The organism is Arthrobacter sp. Leaf69 (assembly GCF_001422645.1).
Lineage (GTDB): Bacteria > Actinomycetota > Actinomycetes > Actinomycetales > Micrococcaceae > Arthrobacter.
This window is the reverse complement of sequence record NZ_LMLR01000013.1, coordinates 198,452-213,196: the sequence shown is the minus strand read 5'-3', so window position 1 is coordinate 213,196 and position 14,745 is coordinate 198,452. Positions and strand designations below refer to the sequence as shown.

Genomic DNA, 14,745 nt, shown 5'->3' with positions numbered 1-14,745 from the left:
CTTAGTGGCCGGAGTTCTTCAGCTTGCTGCCGCCCACACCGTAGCCGGCCTTGCGCATGACGAACCCGATGACCAGGCCGGCCAGCATGACAACGCCGCCCGCGATGAAGATCGGGGTGTTGGCGATGACAAAGGCGATGGCCATGATGAGGGCGCCGACGAGCATCACAAAAACAGTGGTCCAGGCGGCGGGGCTGTTGCCGTGGCCGGTCGGTTCGCTGTGATCGATGTCGTCGTAGGAGTAGCCGGTTCCGGCAGCGGGCTTGGGGGCGGAAACAGGTGCGTTGCTCATTGAAATCTCCTCAGGGTGAATACTGCTTACATTCTGCCATTTATTGGCGACGATATTGGCCGCGTTACCGTGCGCGCTACTGGCTGGGCGCTGCCGGGCTTCGGCTCAGGTGGGGTCGTCACCGCGTGAGAGCCGGTCCCAGCTGTCGATCTCGTCGGGCGGCCCCGCCGGGCCTGCGGACCCGGCGGCCGGACTGCCTGTTGCCGCGGTGTCATATTTCGTCCGCGACTTCCAGTACCGGCCGGCCGGGATGATCAGCAGGGCGCTGAGCCCCAGCAGGGTTCCGGCGACGACGGCGAGGGCCGGGAAGAGAGTGACGTCCACGTTCACGTCGCTGCCGGTGATCCCGGTGGCGGCGGCGATCGAGCCCTGGGCGGCGGCAAGCGGGTCCGCAATCACGACGGCGGCGGCGCTGACGATGCCGGCGGCGGCCAGCAGGATGAGTGCCGTGATGATCCAGCGGGCGATCCGGCCGGCAATGGACGCGGCCAGCCCGCCGGCAAGGGCCACCAGGGCGAGGGCCGTTACGGTGGTGGCGGCTTTGCTGCCCTGCACCTGCAGGCCGTCCTGGCTGTTGACGGCCTGGCCGAGCTGGGCCGGGTCCAGGTGGACGATGAGCCAGGTCTGCGTTGTGGTGCCGAAGACGGCCAGCGCGAGCGCGGCAATGGCCAGCACCAGGGTCGATTTCCTGGCCCAGCGGGGAACGGCGGGGCTGGTGCTCTTGACGGTGGCGCCGCTCATGGCTGCGTCCCGGCGTCGGTAATGGATTCTGCCGTGATGTTGCGCAGCGACCGGGCCGTGTGGACGGCGCGCATCGGCGCGGCGGCCTTGTTGACGGTTTCCAGTGCCTCGGTGGCGTTGACGGAGTCGGCCACGATGCCGCCGCCGGCCTGCACATAGGCGCGCCCTTCGCGCAGGAGGGCCGAGCGGATGGCGATGGCCATGTCCATGTCTCCGGCGAAGTCGAGGTAGCCCACCACCCCGCCGTAGATCCCGCGGCGGTGCGGTTCCAGCTCGTCGAGCAGGCGCAGCGCCCGGGGCTTGGGCGCGCCGGACAGCGTCCCGGCCGGGAAGGTCGCCTTCAGCACGTCGTAGGCCTTCGCGGTGGGCGCGAGTTTGCCCACCACGGTGGAGACGAGGTGCATGATGTGGCTGAAGCGTTCGACCTCCATGAACTGGGTGACGTCCACGGAGCCGGCCACGCAGACCTTGGACAGGTCGTTGCGGGAGAGGTCCACCAGCATCAGGTGTTCGGCGCGTTCCTTCTCGTCCGCGAGGAGTTCCTCGGCCAGGGCCTTGTCCGCTTCGACCGTCTTGCCGCGCGGCCGGGAACCGGCAATCGGGTGGGTGATGACTTCCTCGCCGGTCACGGTCACCAGCGCCTCCGGGGAGGAACCAACGATCGAGTACTGCCGGCCGTTGGCGTCCTCGAGGCTGAAGATGTACATGTACGGGCTGGGGTTGGTGTTCCGGAGCACCCGGTAAACGTCCAGCGGGTCCGCGCCGCATTCCATTTCGAAGCGGCGCGAGATGACCACCTGGAACACTTCGCCGTCGACGATCGCTTCCTTGCCGCGGTCCAGGGCGGCGAGGTACTCCGTCTCGTCCCAGCGCTCCTGCACGCTGGAGGCGAAGTCCAGTGCCGCCGGGTCCAGCACGGAGACCGGCTGCTTGACGGGGGCGCTGACCTGCGCCAGCAGTGCCTTGACCCGTGCGACGGCGTCGTGCCACGCCTCGTCGACCCGCTCGGTGCTGTTGTCGAAGTTGATCGCGTTGGCAATGAGCAGGACGGTGCCGTCCATGTTGTCGTGCACGGCCATGTCGGTGACCAGGTTCAGCGCCATCTCGGGCAGGTCCAGGTCGTCCTCGGGTGGGCTGGTGAGCCGCTCCCAGTGCCGGACGGTTTCCCAGCCGAGGAAGCCGACCAGGCCGGAGGTGAAGGGCGGGAGGTCGTCGAAACGATCGGTGCGGAGGGCTTCGACGGTGTCGCGGATGGCGTCCACCGGGCTGCCGCCGAGCGGCACGCCAACCGGCGGTTCGCCGAGCCAGTGTGCCTGGCCGTCCTTGGTGGTCAGCGTGGCCCGGGAGCGCGCGCCGATGAAGGAGTAGCGGGACCAGGAACCGCCGACGGCCGCGGATTCCATCAGGAACGTGCCGGGCTGGCCCTGCGCGAGTTTGCGGTACAGCCCGATCGGGGTTTCGGCGTCAGCGAGCACCTTCAGCCGGACGGGGATGACACGGCTGTGGCCTGCGAGTTCACGGAACTCCTCCAGGCCCGGGCTGATGATTCCAAGGTCCTGCATGGCTGTGGTTTCCGCCTGTTCTTTCAGTGGTCCTGAAGTATTGGTGTTGCGGGGGTCGTCCCCCGTGCTGCGGCTGCGCTGTTTCGTGCGGCTGCGCTGACTCCTGCGGCTGCGTCGGTTCGTGCGGCTTTGCTGAAGCTCCCCCGGGCGGCCTGGGCCGCCGTCGGCTGCCGGTCAGCCGGCGTGACCGGTGACGGCGTCGAGTCCGCGCCCGTCGAAGCAGGTCCGGGTTCCGGTGTGGCAGGCCGCTCCCACCTGGTCCACGCGGACCAGCAGCGCGTCGCCGTCGCAGTCCATCGCGAGCGACTTGACCCACTGCACGTGGCCCGACGTGTCCCCCTTGCGCCAGTACTCCTGGCGGGAGCGCGAATAGAACGTCACCCGCCCGGTGGTCATGGTGCGGTGCAGGGCTTCGTCGTCCATCCAGCCGAGCATCAGGACCTCGTTGGTATCGAACTGCTGCACGATCGCAGCGACCAGGCCGGCGCTGTCCCTTTTCAGGGCGGCGGCGAGACCCTCGGGGAGGGGGCTTGGGGGCGCCGCGGGCGAGGGCGCGGTTGGACCCGGGTGGACCCCGTCAACAGCGTTTCCGCTGACGGCGATTCCCTCGGGACGGGCGGGGGCGGGCTGCTCAGACATCGCCTCAAGTCTAGTGCCTCGGGGCCGGGCGCCGCCCAGTTGCCCGGCGCTGCGCTTAACATCGGGGTCACCACGGTGTGAATCGTCTCCCAAGGGCCAAAACGACGGCGGTTCAGGTGCACACGCGCCGCCGTCTCGTGCTAGTTTCACAAGTGATGCATTTCGTCGATCCTTCCCGAGAAGTTCTGGCCGAAACCTTACTGGCGGCCGGTCCTGACTCCCCCACGCTCTGCAAGGGCTGGCTTACCAGGGATCTTGCCGCCCACCTGTACCTGCGCGAGCGGAAAGCCGCCGTCGGGCTCGGACTCCTGTTCAAACGTTTGTCCAAGGCCTCGGACCAGGCCACGGCCGAGCTGGCCGCGACGCTCAAGACGCCGGAGGACTACAACAGGCTGGTCAATTCCTTCCGTGCCGGCCCGTCCGCGTTCTCCCCCATGAAGATCAAGGCCCTGGACGAAAGCGCCAACCTGATCGAATACTTCGTCCACACTGAGGACGTCCGCCGCGCCGTCGACCGCTGGGCTCCCCGCGCCCTGGACGAGGAGTATTCCGACGCCCTGTGGGACGAACTGGTGAAGCGGGCGGCCATCCTCTACCGCGGCGTTGACCTCGGAATCGTCCTGGTGCGCCCGTCCGGACCCCGCCATGTCGCCAAGCGCGCCCCGGTGTCCGTGGCGATCGTCGGCGATCCGGGTGAACTCCTGATGCACGCCCATGGCCGCACCCGCCACGCGCTGGTGACCTTCGAGGGCCAGCCGGACGCCGTCGCGCTCCTGCAGTCCGCCGAAGTCGGACTCTAGGCACCCCTCCCCAAACACAGCAACGCGGGGTCACCTACCGCCCATAATCCCCTCCGGGACGGGCGGTAGGTGACCCCGCGTTGGTTTTGGCGAGTGGCACTTAGCGGACTTCGAAGCCTGCTTCACGGATCGCGGACTTCACTTGGGCGATCATGTCCAGCGGCCCGAAGTGGAAGACCGACGCGGCGAGCACGGCATCAGCCCCTGCTGCCACGGCCGGCGGGAAATGCTCCGGCTTGCCGGCACCGCCGGAAGCAATGAGCGGAACCTTGACGCCCGCCCGCGCGAGCCGGATCAGTTCAAGGTCGAACCCGTCCTTGGTTCCGTCGGCGTCGATCGAGTTGAGCAGGATTTCACCCACGCCGCGGTCGGCCGCCTCACGGGCCCACGCAATGGCGTCGATCCCGGTACCCTGGCGCCCGCCGTGCGTGGTGACCTCGAAGCCGGAGGGGGTGGGCTGCGAACCGGGACGGGTGCGGCGCGCATCGAGGGACAGCACCAGGACCTGGGAGCCGAAGTGCCGCGTAATTTCGTCGATGACATCGGGACGCGCGACGGCGGCCGTGTTGATCGCGGCCTTGTCCGCGCCGCAACGCAGGAGCCGGTCCACTTCGGCCACGCCGCGGACGCCGCCGCCGACGGTCAGCGGGATGAACACTTCCTCGGCTGTGCGCCGGACGACGTCGAACGTGGTTTCGCGGTTGCCCGAGGAGGCCGTGACGTCGAGGAAGGTCAACTCGTCGGCGCCGCCGTTGTCATAACGATGGGCCAGTTCCACGGGATCTCCGGCGTCGCGGAGTCCTTCGAAATTGATGCCCTTGACCACGCGGCCGGCATCAACGTCCAGGCACGGGATAACGCGGACGGCTACAGCCATGACTTCTCCTGGTAATCGCTTGCGGAAGGTTTGCGCGCGCCGCGTCAGATGCGGCAGGCGTGGATGGTGCTGACCAGGATGGCGCGGGCGCCGAGGTCGTACAACTCGTCCATGATCCGGTTGGTCTGCCGCTTCGGCACCATCGAACGGACAGCGACCCAGTCCGAGTCCCGCAGCGGTGAAACGGTGGGTGATTCCAGTCCGGGCGTGAGCGCCGCGGCCTGTTCCACGAGTTCCTTGCGGATGTCGTAGTCCATCATGACGTACTGCCGCGCCACGAGGACGCCCTGCAGACGGCGGATCAGGACCTCGGCGGCCGGATTCTGCTCGCCCTTGCGGCCGATCAGGACGGCTTCGGAGTTCAGGATGGGCTGGCCGAAGATCTCCATGCCGGCTGCCTTAAGCGTGTTGCCGGTTTCGACGACGTCGGCGATCGCGTCCGCGACGCCGAGGCGCACGGAGGATTCGACGGCGCCGTCGAGGCGGACCACCTTGGCCTTGATGCCGCGATCGGCGAGGTAGCCGCGGAGCAGTCCGTCGTAGCTGGTGGCGAGGCGTTTGCCCTCCAGCTGTTCGACGGTGCTGAAGTCGCCCACCGGGCCGGCGAAACGGAACGTGGAGGCGGCGAAGCCCAGCGGGAGCAGTTCTTCGGCTTCAACTTCGGCGTCGAGGAGCAGGTCGCGGCCGGTGATGCCGACGTCGAGCGTGCCCTGGCCGACATACACAGCGATGTCGCGGGGGCGGAGGAAGAAGAATTCAATGTCGTTGTCCGGGTCCAGCATGACCAGCTCGCGGGTGTCGCGGCGCTGGCGGTAGCCGGCCTCGGCGAGCATGGAAGAGGCGGCTTCGGACAGGGAGCCCTTGTTCGGGACGGCAACTCTCAGCATTGGGGAGGTCTTTCTTGGTCGGGACGAAGTCCGTTCAAAAACAGTCGGTTCAGGCACAGCGGGCCACGCTATACACCGGGTCCGCAGGGCAGGGCGCGTGCGGTTCCGGCGGGAACGTGGCTAGAGATGCTTGTAGACGTCTTCCAGGCTGAGACCTTTGGCGAGCATCAGAACCTGCAGGTGATAGAGCAGCTGCGAGATCTCTTCAGCGGCGGCTTCATCGGATTCGTACTCGGCAGCCATCCATACCTCGGCTGCTTCCTCCACGACTTTCTTGCCGATGCCGTGGACTCCGGAATCCAGTTCGGCGACGGTGCGGGAGCCCTCCGGACGGACGGCTGCCTTCTCACTCAGTTCTGCGAACAGCGATTCGAAATTCTTCACACCCTCCAGCCTACTTGCTCGCGGGTGGTGGGCGCCTTCCGGGGGCTCGCATGACGCCGGGGATGTGAGCGATTCCACAGGGGCAGGGTTCGGCAGGGGCAGGGTTCGGCCGGGCCGTCTTCGGGTTCACGGCCGAACCCTTGCACCAGTCCTAGCTGAACTGCTGGAGCGTCACCGCGGTGGCCAAGGCGGCGGTGACGGCCTCGTGGCCCTTGTCCTCGGTCGAGCCCGGCAGCCCGGCCCGGTCAATGCCCTGCTGTTCCGTATCGCAGGTCAGCACGCCGAAGCCGACCGGGACGCCGGTGCGCACTGAGACCTCGGTCAGGCCCAGCGTGGCCGCCTCGCAGACGTACTCGAAGTGCGGGGTTCCGCCGCGGATCACGACGCCGAGGGCCACGACGGCGTCGAAGTGCGGTGCCAGCCGCGCGGCGGCCACGGGGAGCTCGAACGTCCCGGGTACCCGGAGCACAGTCAGTTCGCTGATGCCGGCGTCCTTCGCCGCGCGCAGGGCGCCGTCCAGCAGTCCGTCCATGATCTGGGTGTGCCAGCTGGCGGCCACGATGGCCAGTTTCAGCCGGGATGTCTCCTCCGGTTTGAAGGTACTGAGGTCAATCTGTGGTGCGCCGTGTCCGCTCATCTGGGAATCCTTGTTCTGCTCAGTCGTTGTGTGGTGTGGTGCAACGTCAGGCGGCCCGCCGGGGCCGGCTGAAAGTCTTTCAGTCTTGTTCGTGGTCGAATCCGCGCGGACCGGCAGCCGGGGCGGCCGGCTCCATGTCCAGGACCAGCCGGTGGTCCATCCGGTCCTTCTTGGTCTGCAGGTACCGGAGGTTCTGCTCCCGGGACGGCACCTCGGTGGGCACCATCTCCACGACACGGACGCCGGCCTGAGCCAGCCGGTCCTGCTTGTCCGGGTTGTTGCTCAGCAGGCGGATCTCGTGAAGTCCCATGTCCGCGAGGATCTGGGCGGCGGCTTTGTAGCAGCGGGCATCCACGGGAAGGCCCAGCTGCTCGTTGGCCTCCACCGTGTCGAAACCGGCCTCCTGCAGGGCATAGGCCTTCATCTTGTTCGCCAGGCCGATCCCCCGGCCCTCCTGGCCGCGCAGGTACAGCAGCGTTCCGCCGGACTCGTTGATGAGCTCGAGGGCGTAGGCCAACTGCTCGCCGCAGTCGCAGCGGTAGGAGCCGAACACATCTCCGGTGAGGCACTCCGAGTGGAGCCGGACCAGCGGGGCCGTCCCGTCCACCGGCGGCAGCGGCGAGCTGACCGCCAAGTGCTCGGCGCCGGTGGCCAGGTCGGTCCAAGCCTGCGCCACAAAGTCGCCGAATGCGGTGGGCAGCTGCACGATCGGGCCGGCGCTGACCGGATGCGGGCCGCCGGCCGGCAGCTGTGCTTGTGCTTCAGATGTCGTCATTGTCTCTCCTCCATCACGCGGGGTCCGCTGCATGGCCGGCGGACCCTCCGGCCTCTAGGTAGGCCACCAGGTCCGCAATCGAAATCAGCGGGCAGCCGTGTTCCAGGGCGAAGCCGCGAAGTCCGTCCAGCCGCATCATCTCTCCGTTGTCGTACACCACTTCAGCGATCACACCGACGGGCTCGAGTCCGGCCAGCTGGCAGAGTTCCACAGCTGCCTCGGTGTGCCCGGGACGTTCCCGCACTCCCCCCTTAACGGCGCGGAGCGGAAAAACATGCCCGGGGCGGGTCAGCGCCGCCGGCTCGCTGCCGGGATCGGCCAGGATCCGGGCCGTCAGGGCCCGGTCCGTGGCGGAGATTCCGGTGCTGACACCAACCGCGGCGTCGCAGGACACCGTGTAGGCGGTGCCCTTGGCGTCCTCGTTGATGGCCACCATCGGCGGCAGCGCGAGGGCGTCCGCACGGCCGCCGTCGAGCGGTACGCAGATGACCCCGGAACTGTACCGGATGGTCCAGCCCATCAGGGCCGGAGTGGCGTGCTGCGCGGCGAAGATGATGTCGCCTTCGTTTTCGCGGTCCTCGTTGTCGACCACCAGGACGGGACGCCCGGTGGCAATGGCGCGGACGGCGTCTTCGATCCGGTCAAGTCCGACTGGCGGGACGACTGTGCCGGGGGCGGCGAGCTCCGCCGGCAGGGAAGCCTCGGAGGCGTCGTTAAGCAGGGGCTGGACAGGGATGTCCGTGACGTTGACGTCCTTGACATTGTTCACGCTGTTGCCCCCTCTGCGCGTACGGCTGCTCCCCCGGCTGCCGCGCCGGAAAACGCGAGCAGGCGCTCAGTGTACTTCGCCAGGACGTCCACTTCGAGGTTCACGTGGCCGCCGATTGCCTTCGCACCCAGGCCGGTGTCGGCCAGCGTGGTGGGGATCAGCCCCACTTCGAACCACGGCGCCGGGTCAGCGGCCGGGCTCACCGCGGTGACCGTGAGCGAAACGCCGTCGACGGCGATGGAGCCCTTCTCCGCGATGTAACGGGCCAGCCCGGCGGGAACACCGAAGCGGAGCCGGTCCCAATTGCCCAGCGCCTCGCGCTCCAGCAGCCTGCCGACGCCGTCGACGTGGCCCTGCACGACGTGCCCGTCCAGCCGGCCGCCGGCCGGAACGCAGCGCTCCAGGTTGACCGGGTCGCCGGCGGAGAGCTCGCCGATGGTGCTGCGGGTCAGGGTCTCGCCCATAACGTCGACACTGAAGTCCTTGCCGTCGATCTGCGTGGCCGTGAGGCAGACGCCGTTGACGGCGATGGAGCCGCCGAGGGGCAGCCCCTCGGTGCTGCCGGGGGCGTGGAGCCGGACGGTGGCGCTGATGTCGCCGTTGCGCTCAACGGACAACACCTTCCCCTGCTCGGCGATTATTCCGGTGAACATCAGATGCCTCCTGCGGCAGTGTCCGCGCTGGCGCGGAGCGGGTTTGAAGCGGATGAAGTGTTGGTAGCGGGGCGCAAGTGCAGCCGCAGGTCGCGGCCAAGCACCTGGACCGCCCCGCCGGACGCAAGGTCCCATTCCCAGCGCTGGGCGTCGGCGAGGGTGGTGATGCCGAGGTCCTCCAGTGCCGGCGTGCCGGACCCGAGGAGCGTCGGGGCGAGGTAGACGATGAGTTCGTCGACGAGTCCGGCGGCCAGGAACGCGCTGAGGATCCGGGAGCCGCCTTCCACCATGAGGTGCCGGACTCCGGCCGAGAACAGCTCATCCAGCGCTTCCCGCGGGTCACGCGTGGGCAGGTGGAGGACCTTGCCGTCGTCGCCATTGATTGCGGCGCCCTCGGGGATCCCGCGGTAGCCCATCACGACGCGCAGCGGCTGCTCGCCGGCCTGGGTTCCGTCGGGGCCGCGGGCCGTGAGGCGCGGGTTGTCAACGAGCACCGTCTGGGTTCCCACCAGGATCGCGTCGATCCGTCCGCGCAGGGCGTGGTTGTCAGCCAGCGATTCCGGACTGGAGATCCACTGGCTGGTGCCGTCGCTGGCGGCGATCCGGCTGTCGAGGGTCTGCGCGATGTGCAGGGTGACGAAGGGACGCCTGGCGGCAACGGCGTCGAACCAGCGCCGGTTCAGCTCCAGTGCGGCCTCTGCGCCGAGCCCGGAGCGGACGCGGACCCCTGCGGCGCGCAAAGTGGCCGCGCCGCCGGCGGCGGGGTCGTGCGGATCGTCGATCGCGTAGATGACGTCCGCAACTCCGGCCTCGATGATCGCCTGCGCGCAGGGACCCGTGCGGCCGCAGTGGTTGCAGGGCTCCAGGGTGACCACCATGGTGGTGCCGTTGAGGTCGTGGCCGGCGGCTTTTGCCTGGTCAATCGCGTCGGCTTCCGCGTGGGCGGTGCCCGCCCCGCGGTGGTAGCCCGTCACCAACAGAGTTCCGTCTGCGGCGATCACGACGGCGCCCACCAGCGGGTTCGCGCCCCGGGGCCCCTCCAGGGCAGCTGCCAGGGCGGCCTCCATGGCCGCGGCCTCGGTCGCACTGAAACCTGCTCCGGCGGGAACTGCAACGTCCCTGGCAGCGGTGCCGTCCGCCGCCTCGTGTGTGGTGTGTTTGACGCTCATCAACCTGCCACCGGGCTTTCGAAGACCGGAGTGGTGGTGAAGAGCCATCGCAGAGAGTGCATGTGTGTCGTTCCTTCCCTCAAAGCCGCGATGGCTCCGGGGGTATACGACAGCGAACTTCCGCGGCGCCACAGGGCTCCGCAGTAACAGCTGTACGTGCTTCTCTCATCCAGACTTTAACTGTCGGTACCGGAGTTCCACCGGTTCAACCGTCTGCCGGCAGCCTTCCCGAGGGAAGTGCCGGCTCGCGGGTCGCGGACTATAACCGCCGGTTCGGACTTACACCGACCCCGGAGCACGTATGTGTCTTGCTATTCTGGCACAACCGCCGGGTAGCTTTGGCTATTCCCGCCGTCGTGATGTTACGGAGCGCGTCATTTTTCGCCCCCGCCGCGCCGGTGCCCGCTTGCGCTGCCGCCGGTGCGCCGGCTAGCGCTGGCCGGCGGCGCGAAGGCGCTCGATGGCGTCCGCCGGATCTTCCGCGCCGTAGACGGCGGAACCGGCCACGAAGACGTTGGCGCCCGCGTCCGCGGCACGCCAGATGGTATCCGCGGTGATGCCGCCGTCGACCTGCAGGGCCACATCCAGGCCGGACGCGTCAATCGCCGCGCGGGCGCGGCGGATCTTGGGGAGTGTGAGGTCGAGGAATTCCTGGCCGCCAAAACCCGGCTCCACGGTCATGATGAGCAGCATGTCGATCTCGCCGAGCATGTCCAGGAAGGGTTCCACACCGCTGCCCGGCCGTAGCGCCAGCCCTGCCTTGGCCCCGCGCGCCCGAAGCTCCCGCGCCAGTTTGATCGGGGCAATCGATGCCTCGGCGTGGAATGTCACGGAGGCGACTCCGGCGTCGGCGTAGGCCGGAGCCCAGCGGTCCGCGTGCTCGATCATCAGGTGCGCATCCAGCGGCACCGGGCTGATTTCCTGCAGCCGCGCAACCACCGGCAACCCCAGCGAGAGGTTGGGCACAAAGTGGTTGTCCATAACGTCCACGTGGACCGCATCGGCGGTGCTGATTCTCTGCAGCTCGGCTTCGAGATTGGCAAAGTCGGCGGAAAGAATGCTCGGGTTGATACAGCACTTGGCCATGTGATTCCTTGTCGTTCTGCTGCGGTGTCCTTGTGGAGGCGCGGGCCCCCGCGCCTAGTATTCCCTGTTGGTCAGGCCTTTTTGTGGATGAGCGCCAGGAACATGGCGTCCGTCCGGTGCACGTGCGGCCAGAGCTGGGCGGTGAGTTCGTGTCCGGCGTCGAGGTGGCCCGTGAGGCTGACGCTGTCCAGCGCGGCGCCGGCGTCGAGCAGTTCAAGATCGTCGCGTTTACGCAGCACATCGCTCACGACGGCGGTCGTTTCGGCCGGATGCGGCGAGCACGTCACGTAGGCCACGACGCCGCCGGGCTTCACGGCCGCCAGCGCGGACTTGAGCAGTTCGCGCTGGAGCGGGCCCAGGTCCGTCAGGTCCTTAGGCGTCCGGCGCCAGCGCGATTCCGGGCGGCGGCGCAGGGCGCCGAGTCCGGTGCAGGGGGCGTCGACGAGCACACGGTCAAAGCTCTCCGGCATCTCGGTACCCACCTCGCGGCCGTCACCGGTGCGCACATGCCAGACCTCGTGCGGCACAGCCGCGAGGGCCTGACGAACCAGTTTGGCGCGGTGCGGCGCCGGTTCGTTGGCCAGCAGGGTGGCGCCGTGCTCCCGGGCGAGGGCGCCGAGCAGGGCCGCCTTGCCGCCGGGACCGGCGCACATGTCCAACCAGCGTTCGGCTGGCTTTTCGGTTGGACTGCCGGCTGACTCTTCGCCGGCTGGGCTGCCGGTCCCCTGGCTGCTGCCGCCCAGATCGACGGCGGCCATGGCGCGGGCCACCAGCTGGGAGCCGACGTCCTGGACGCGGGTGGTGCCTTCGCGGACGGAGGCGAGCCGGCCGAGGTCTCCGCCGCTGGAAAGCGCCGAGCCTTCGACGAGTTCGCCGGGTGTGGCGCCGCCTTCAAGGGCCTCGTCCAGGCTGCCAAGCCCGGGGAGCGCCACGAGGTTGACCACCGGCGCGGCGTTGTCCGCCTCGAGGAGGTCACTGATTTCGGTGACGGGACGTCCGTGCGCCACGAGGGACTGCCGGAGCGCCCGCACAATCCACTCCGGGTGGGCGTAGCGGATGGCGGCCTGCTTCGTTTCGTCCGTCTCATCGCTGAGCAGCAGGTCCAGCCACTCCTCCAGGGTGCGGGCTGAAACTTTGCGCAGCACGGCGTTGATGAGGGCTGACGGTCCGGCACCAATCACGGCGCGGGCCAGGCCGACGGTCTGGTCCAGTGCGGCGTGCGCGGGGACGCGCATGGCCAGCAACTGGTGGGCGCCGATCCGGAGCGCGTCGAGGATGGCCGGGTCCAGCTGATCGAGCGGCCGGTCCACGCAACGGGCCAGGATCGCGTCGTAGGTGCCCTGGCCGCGCAGTGCGCCGTAGCTCAGTTCCGTGGCGAAGCCGGCGTCGCGCTTGTCCAGGCCGTGGTGCCGGATCCGGGCTGGCAGCACGAGGTTGGCGTAGGCATCCTCGGAGGCGACCGCGCGCAGCACTTCGAAGGCCACGAGCCGGGCGGGGTCGGCGCGACGGGTGCGCTGGGAGGGCGCGTTCTCGGTGAAGCCGCGCTGCGGTCCGCGGTTGCGTTCCCGGCCCTGCGCGTTCCGCTGGCTGCCGTCCCGTCCCCGGCCACCCTGGCCCCCTTGGCCGGCGCCGCGCTGACTGCCTTGGCCGCCCTGGCCGGCGCCGCGCTGGGGGCCGTTGCCGCGGCCGCTGCCGCTCCCGGACTCGCTCATTCGAATACCACGCTTTCAAGTGTTGCCTGTCCGCGCGCCCAGTCGGCGGCGGTCATCATTTTCTTGCCCGAAGGCTGGATCCGGGTGAGCTGTACCGGATGCGAACCGGTTCCCACCAGGACAGTCTTGCCCTCCAGGGCCAGCTGCCCCGGTGTCAACGCCGGGCCGCCGGGCCGCAGCACGACCGGTTCCAGCTTGACCCGCTGGCCGTCCAGGGTGGTCCAGGCGCCGGGCTCCGGAGTGACTCCGCGCGCCCGCCGCCCGATTGCGAGGGCGGGTTGCGTCCAGTCGAGCCGGCCGTCCTCGAGGGTGAGTTTCGGGGCCAGGCTCACTTCGCCCTGCTGCGGGACCGCTGCCGCCTTGCCGGCGTCGACGGCGGACAGCGTTTGAGTCAGCAGCACGGCACCGCTGTGCGACAGCCGCTCTAGGAGCGCCCCGGCGGTGTCGTCGGGGCGGACGGCTTCGGTCAGGGTGCCGAACACCGGGCCCGTGTCCAGACCTTCCTCCAGCTGGAAAGTGACAGCCCCGGTGACGTCGTCGCCGGCAATGAGGGAGCGCTGCACCGGGGCTGCGCCGCGCCAGGCCGGCAGTAACGAGAAGTGCAGGTTGATCCAGCCATGCCGGGGAATGTTCAACGCCGCCCGGGGAATGAGCCCGCCGTAGGCCACGATTGCAGCGGCGTCCGGGCCGGCGGCCGCGATCTGCTCGGTCACCGCGGCGTCGACCTTGGCGGCGTGAATGATGTCGATGCCCAGTTCCGCGGCCCGGGCAGCAACGGGCGACGGCGTCAGTACCCGTTTGCGGCCCAGCGGCGCGTCCGGGCGGGTGAGGACGGCGACGACGTCGAATCCTGCCGCCACGAGCGCATCCAGGGACGGCACTGCCACAGCCGGGGTCCCCGCGAAGAGAACTTTCACTGGGCGTTTCCGAAGGAGCCGAAACTGCCAGAGCCTGCGGCGCTGGACCCGAAGCTGGTGCCGACCGTCTTGGCGCGCTTCGCCGTCGTCTGCTCGGCGATGGAGTCGTAGTTGGCGTTCCGGATGGCGCGCAGGGCGGCCTTGCGGTCCTCGCCTTCCAGGCGGTCGGTAAACAGGATCCCGTCCAGATGGTCGGTTTCGTGCTGGAAGGCACGGGCCAGCATGCCTTCGCCTTCAACGGTGACGGGGTTTCCGTGCAGGTCCACGCCGGTGACGCGCGTGTGCCGGTGCCGGCGGACCGGGAACCCGAGGCCGGGGATGGAGAGGCAGCCTTCCACCTCGTCGGGCTGGAAGTCGTCGCTGTTTTCCAGCACCGGGTTGATGATGTGCCCCTCGACACCGTGGATCCGGTAGGTAAAGACTCGCTGGCTGACGCCGACCTGGGGTGCGGCCAGGCCCGCGCCGTCCACGTCCTCCATGGTTTCGGTCATGTCGGCAACCAGCTTCGCCAGCTCAGGCCCGAATTCCGTCACGGGATCGGCAACTGTGCGCAGCACAGGATCCCCGATGATGCGGATATTCAAAATGGCCATGTGCAATCTGTCCTTACGGTGGGCGGCGGCGGATCCAGTCCAGTTTAGTTGCACACCGAGCGTGGCCCGGACGGCGGCTGTTGATCGGGCTGGGTGGGGTGGACTGTTGGTGGTGATGGGCGGGGTGGACGGCACGGAACGGCCGGGCGGCCCGGTTTCCGCTCGCGGGGTGGATCGCGGGTGCGGCGTGCGGGGATCGCCGAGGGCCGCCCGGATGCGGCGTGCGGGGTGCGGCGTGCGGGGACGCGCGCG

Annotated in this window: 17 protein-coding genes and 1 riboswitch; of the genes, 1 reads left to right on the top strand and 16 read right to left on the bottom strand. The window is 68.9% G+C overall.

Annotated features, from left to right (window positions below):
- Position 1 precedes the first annotated feature (1 nt).
- From ASE96_RS13955 to hisI, 4 genes are all read right to left on the bottom strand, one after another.
- On the bottom strand, positions 2 to 292 hold the full coding sequence (locus ASE96_RS13955) for an HGxxPAAW family protein (protein ID WP_056431535.1): 291 nt from the start codon (positions 290 to 292) through the stop codon (positions 2 to 4).
- Positions 293 to 397: 105 nt separating this feature from the next.
- Positions 398 to 1,033 carry a Trp biosynthesis-associated membrane protein gene (locus ASE96_RS13950; protein WP_056431532.1) on the bottom strand — a complete coding sequence of 212 codons (636 nt, stop codon included), beginning with the start codon at positions 1,031 to 1,033 and terminating at the stop codon, positions 398 to 400.
- The gene (locus tag ASE96_RS13945; protein ID WP_056431530.1) at positions 1,030 to 2,595 is read right to left on the bottom strand and encodes an anthranilate synthase component I; all 1,566 of its coding nucleotides are present in this window, start codon (positions 2,593 to 2,595) and stop codon (positions 1,030 to 1,032) included. Before ASE96_RS13945 ends, ASE96_RS13950 begins: the two co-directional genes overlap by 4 nt.
- Positions 2,596 to 2,769: 174 nt before the next feature.
- On the bottom strand, positions 2,770 to 3,234 hold the full coding sequence (hisI, locus tag ASE96_RS13940; protein WP_082492741.1) for a phosphoribosyl-AMP cyclohydrolase: 465 nt from the start codon (positions 3,232 to 3,234) through the stop codon (positions 2,770 to 2,772).
- 155 nt (positions 3,235 to 3,389) lie between these two features.
- Here hisI and ASE96_RS13935 point away from each other — a divergent pair, with 155 nt between their 5' ends.
- Entirely contained in the window at positions 3,390 to 4,034 is a 645-nt protein-coding gene (locus ASE96_RS13935) for a TIGR03085 family metal-binding protein (RefSeq protein WP_056432204.1), read from the top strand.
- A gap of 100 nt (positions 4,035 to 4,134) precedes the next feature.
- Here ASE96_RS13935 and hisF read toward each other — a convergent pair whose 3' ends face one another.
- The 12 genes from hisF to def all read right to left on the bottom strand — a co-directional run bounded on the left by hisF (position 4,135) and on the right by def (position 14,493).
- On the bottom strand, positions 4,135 to 4,911 hold the full coding sequence (hisF, locus tag ASE96_RS13930; protein WP_056431527.1) for an imidazole glycerol phosphate synthase subunit HisF: 777 nt from the start codon (positions 4,909 to 4,911) through the stop codon (positions 4,135 to 4,137).
- A gap of 44 nt (positions 4,912 to 4,955) precedes the next feature.
- Positions 4,956 to 5,798 (bottom strand): ATP phosphoribosyltransferase, encoded by an 843-nt coding sequence (hisG, locus tag ASE96_RS13925; RefSeq protein WP_056431524.1) that lies wholly within the window; start codon positions 5,796 to 5,798, stop codon positions 4,956 to 4,958.
- 120 nt (positions 5,799 to 5,918) lie between these two features.
- A complete protein-coding gene (locus tag ASE96_RS13920) occupies positions 5,919 to 6,182 on the bottom strand; it encodes a phosphoribosyl-ATP diphosphatase (RefSeq protein WP_024367461.1) in 264 nt (87 codons plus the stop codon).
- A gap of 151 nt (positions 6,183 to 6,333) precedes the next feature.
- The gene (gene ribH, locus ASE96_RS13915) at positions 6,334 to 6,819 is read right to left on the bottom strand and encodes a 6,7-dimethyl-8-ribityllumazine synthase (RefSeq protein WP_056431521.1); all 486 of its coding nucleotides are present in this window, start codon (positions 6,817 to 6,819) and stop codon (positions 6,334 to 6,336) included.
- A 79-nt stretch (positions 6,820 to 6,898) separates the two neighbouring features.
- A complete protein-coding gene (gene ribA, locus ASE96_RS13910; RefSeq protein WP_056431518.1) occupies positions 6,899 to 7,594 on the bottom strand; it encodes a GTP cyclohydrolase II in 696 nt (231 codons plus the stop codon).
- 13 nt (positions 7,595 to 7,607) lie between these two features.
- Positions 7,608 to 8,288 (bottom strand): 3,4-dihydroxy-2-butanone-4-phosphate synthase, encoded by a 681-nt coding sequence (ribB, locus tag ASE96_RS13905; protein ID WP_200913068.1) that lies wholly within the window; start codon positions 8,286 to 8,288, stop codon positions 7,608 to 7,610.
- A 71-nt stretch (positions 8,289 to 8,359) separates the two neighbouring features.
- Positions 8,360 to 9,016 (bottom strand): riboflavin synthase, encoded by a 657-nt coding sequence (locus tag ASE96_RS13900; RefSeq protein ID WP_056431514.1) that lies wholly within the window; start codon positions 9,014 to 9,016, stop codon positions 8,360 to 8,362.
- Positions 9,016 to 10,083, bottom strand: a complete 1,068-nt coding sequence (ribD, locus tag ASE96_RS13895; RefSeq protein WP_056432201.1) for a bifunctional diaminohydroxyphosphoribosylaminopyrimidine deaminase/5-amino-6-(5-phosphoribosylamino)uracil reductase RibD — start codon at positions 10,081 to 10,083, stop codon at positions 9,016 to 9,018. Before ribD ends, ASE96_RS13900 begins: the two co-directional genes overlap by 1 nt.
- Before the next feature lie 254 nt (positions 10,084 to 10,337).
- A riboswitch (FMN riboswitch) is annotated at positions 10,338 to 10,488 on the bottom strand.
- A gap of 126 nt (positions 10,489 to 10,614) precedes the next feature.
- Positions 10,615 to 11,271 (bottom strand): ribulose-phosphate 3-epimerase, encoded by a 657-nt coding sequence (gene rpe, locus ASE96_RS13890; protein WP_056431512.1) that lies wholly within the window; start codon positions 11,269 to 11,271, stop codon positions 10,615 to 10,617.
- A 71-nt stretch (positions 11,272 to 11,342) separates the two neighbouring features.
- On the bottom strand, positions 11,343 to 12,983 hold the full coding sequence (locus ASE96_RS13885; protein WP_056431509.1) for an RsmB/NOP family class I SAM-dependent RNA methyltransferase: 1,641 nt from the start codon (positions 12,981 to 12,983) through the stop codon (positions 11,343 to 11,345).
- Positions 12,980 to 13,900: a methionyl-tRNA formyltransferase gene (gene fmt / locus ASE96_RS13880; RefSeq protein ID WP_056431506.1), complete on the bottom strand. Its 921-nt coding sequence runs from the start codon at positions 13,898 to 13,900 to the stop codon at positions 12,980 to 12,982. The genes ASE96_RS13885 and fmt overlap by 4 nt, the downstream gene beginning before the upstream one ends.
- The gene (gene def / locus ASE96_RS13875; protein ID WP_056431502.1) at positions 13,897 to 14,493 is read right to left on the bottom strand and encodes a peptide deformylase; all 597 of its coding nucleotides are present in this window, start codon (positions 14,491 to 14,493) and stop codon (positions 13,897 to 13,899) included. The genes fmt and def overlap by 4 nt, the downstream gene beginning before the upstream one ends.
- Between the last annotated feature and the right edge of the window lie 252 nt (positions 14,494 to 14,745).

Coding starts and splice junctions, on each gene's coding strand:
- ASE96_RS13955 (WP_056431535.1), bottom strand. CDS start 292: ATGAGCAACGCACCTGTTTCCGCCCCCAAGCCCGCTGCCGGAACCGGC.
- ASE96_RS13950 (WP_056431532.1), bottom strand. CDS start 1,033: ATGAGCGGCGCCACCGTCAAGAGCACCAGCCCCGCCGTTCCCCGCTGG.
- ASE96_RS13945 (WP_056431530.1), bottom strand. CDS start 2,595: ATGCAGGACCTTGGAATCATCAGCCCGGGCCTGGAGGAGTTCCGTGAA.
- hisI (WP_082492741.1), bottom strand. CDS start 3,234: ATGTCTGAGCAGCCCGCCCCCGCCCGTCCCGAGGGAATCGCCGTCAGC.
- ASE96_RS13935 (WP_056432204.1), top strand. CDS start 3,390: ATGCATTTCGTCGATCCTTCCCGAGAAGTTCTGGCCGAAACCTTACTG.
- hisF (WP_056431527.1), bottom strand. CDS start 4,911: ATGGCTGTAGCCGTCCGCGTTATCCCGTGCCTGGACGTTGATGCCGGC.
- hisG (WP_056431524.1), bottom strand. CDS start 5,798: ATGCTGAGAGTTGCCGTCCCGAACAAGGGCTCCCTGTCCGAAGCCGCC.
- ribH (WP_056431521.1), bottom strand. CDS start 6,819: ATGAGCGGACACGGCGCACCACAGATTGACCTCAGTACCTTCAAACCG.
- ribA (WP_056431518.1), bottom strand. CDS start 7,594: ATGACGACATCTGAAGCACAAGCACAGCTGCCGGCCGGCGGCCCGCAT.
- ASE96_RS13900 (WP_056431514.1), bottom strand. CDS start 9,016: ATGTTCACCGGAATAATCGCCGAGCAGGGGAAGGTGTTGTCCGTTGAG.
- ribD (WP_056432201.1), bottom strand. CDS start 10,083: ATGGAGGCCGCCCTGGCAGCTGCCCTGGAGGGGCCCCGGGGCGCGAAC.
- rpe (WP_056431512.1), bottom strand. CDS start 11,271: ATGGCCAAGTGCTGTATCAACCCGAGCATTCTTTCCGCCGACTTTGCC.
- ASE96_RS13885 (WP_056431509.1), bottom strand. CDS start 12,983: ATGAGCGAGTCCGGGAGCGGCAGCGGCCGCGGCAACGGCCCCCAGCGC.
- def (WP_056431502.1), bottom strand. CDS start 14,493: ATGGCCATTTTGAATATCCGCATCATCGGGGATCCTGTGCTGCGCACA.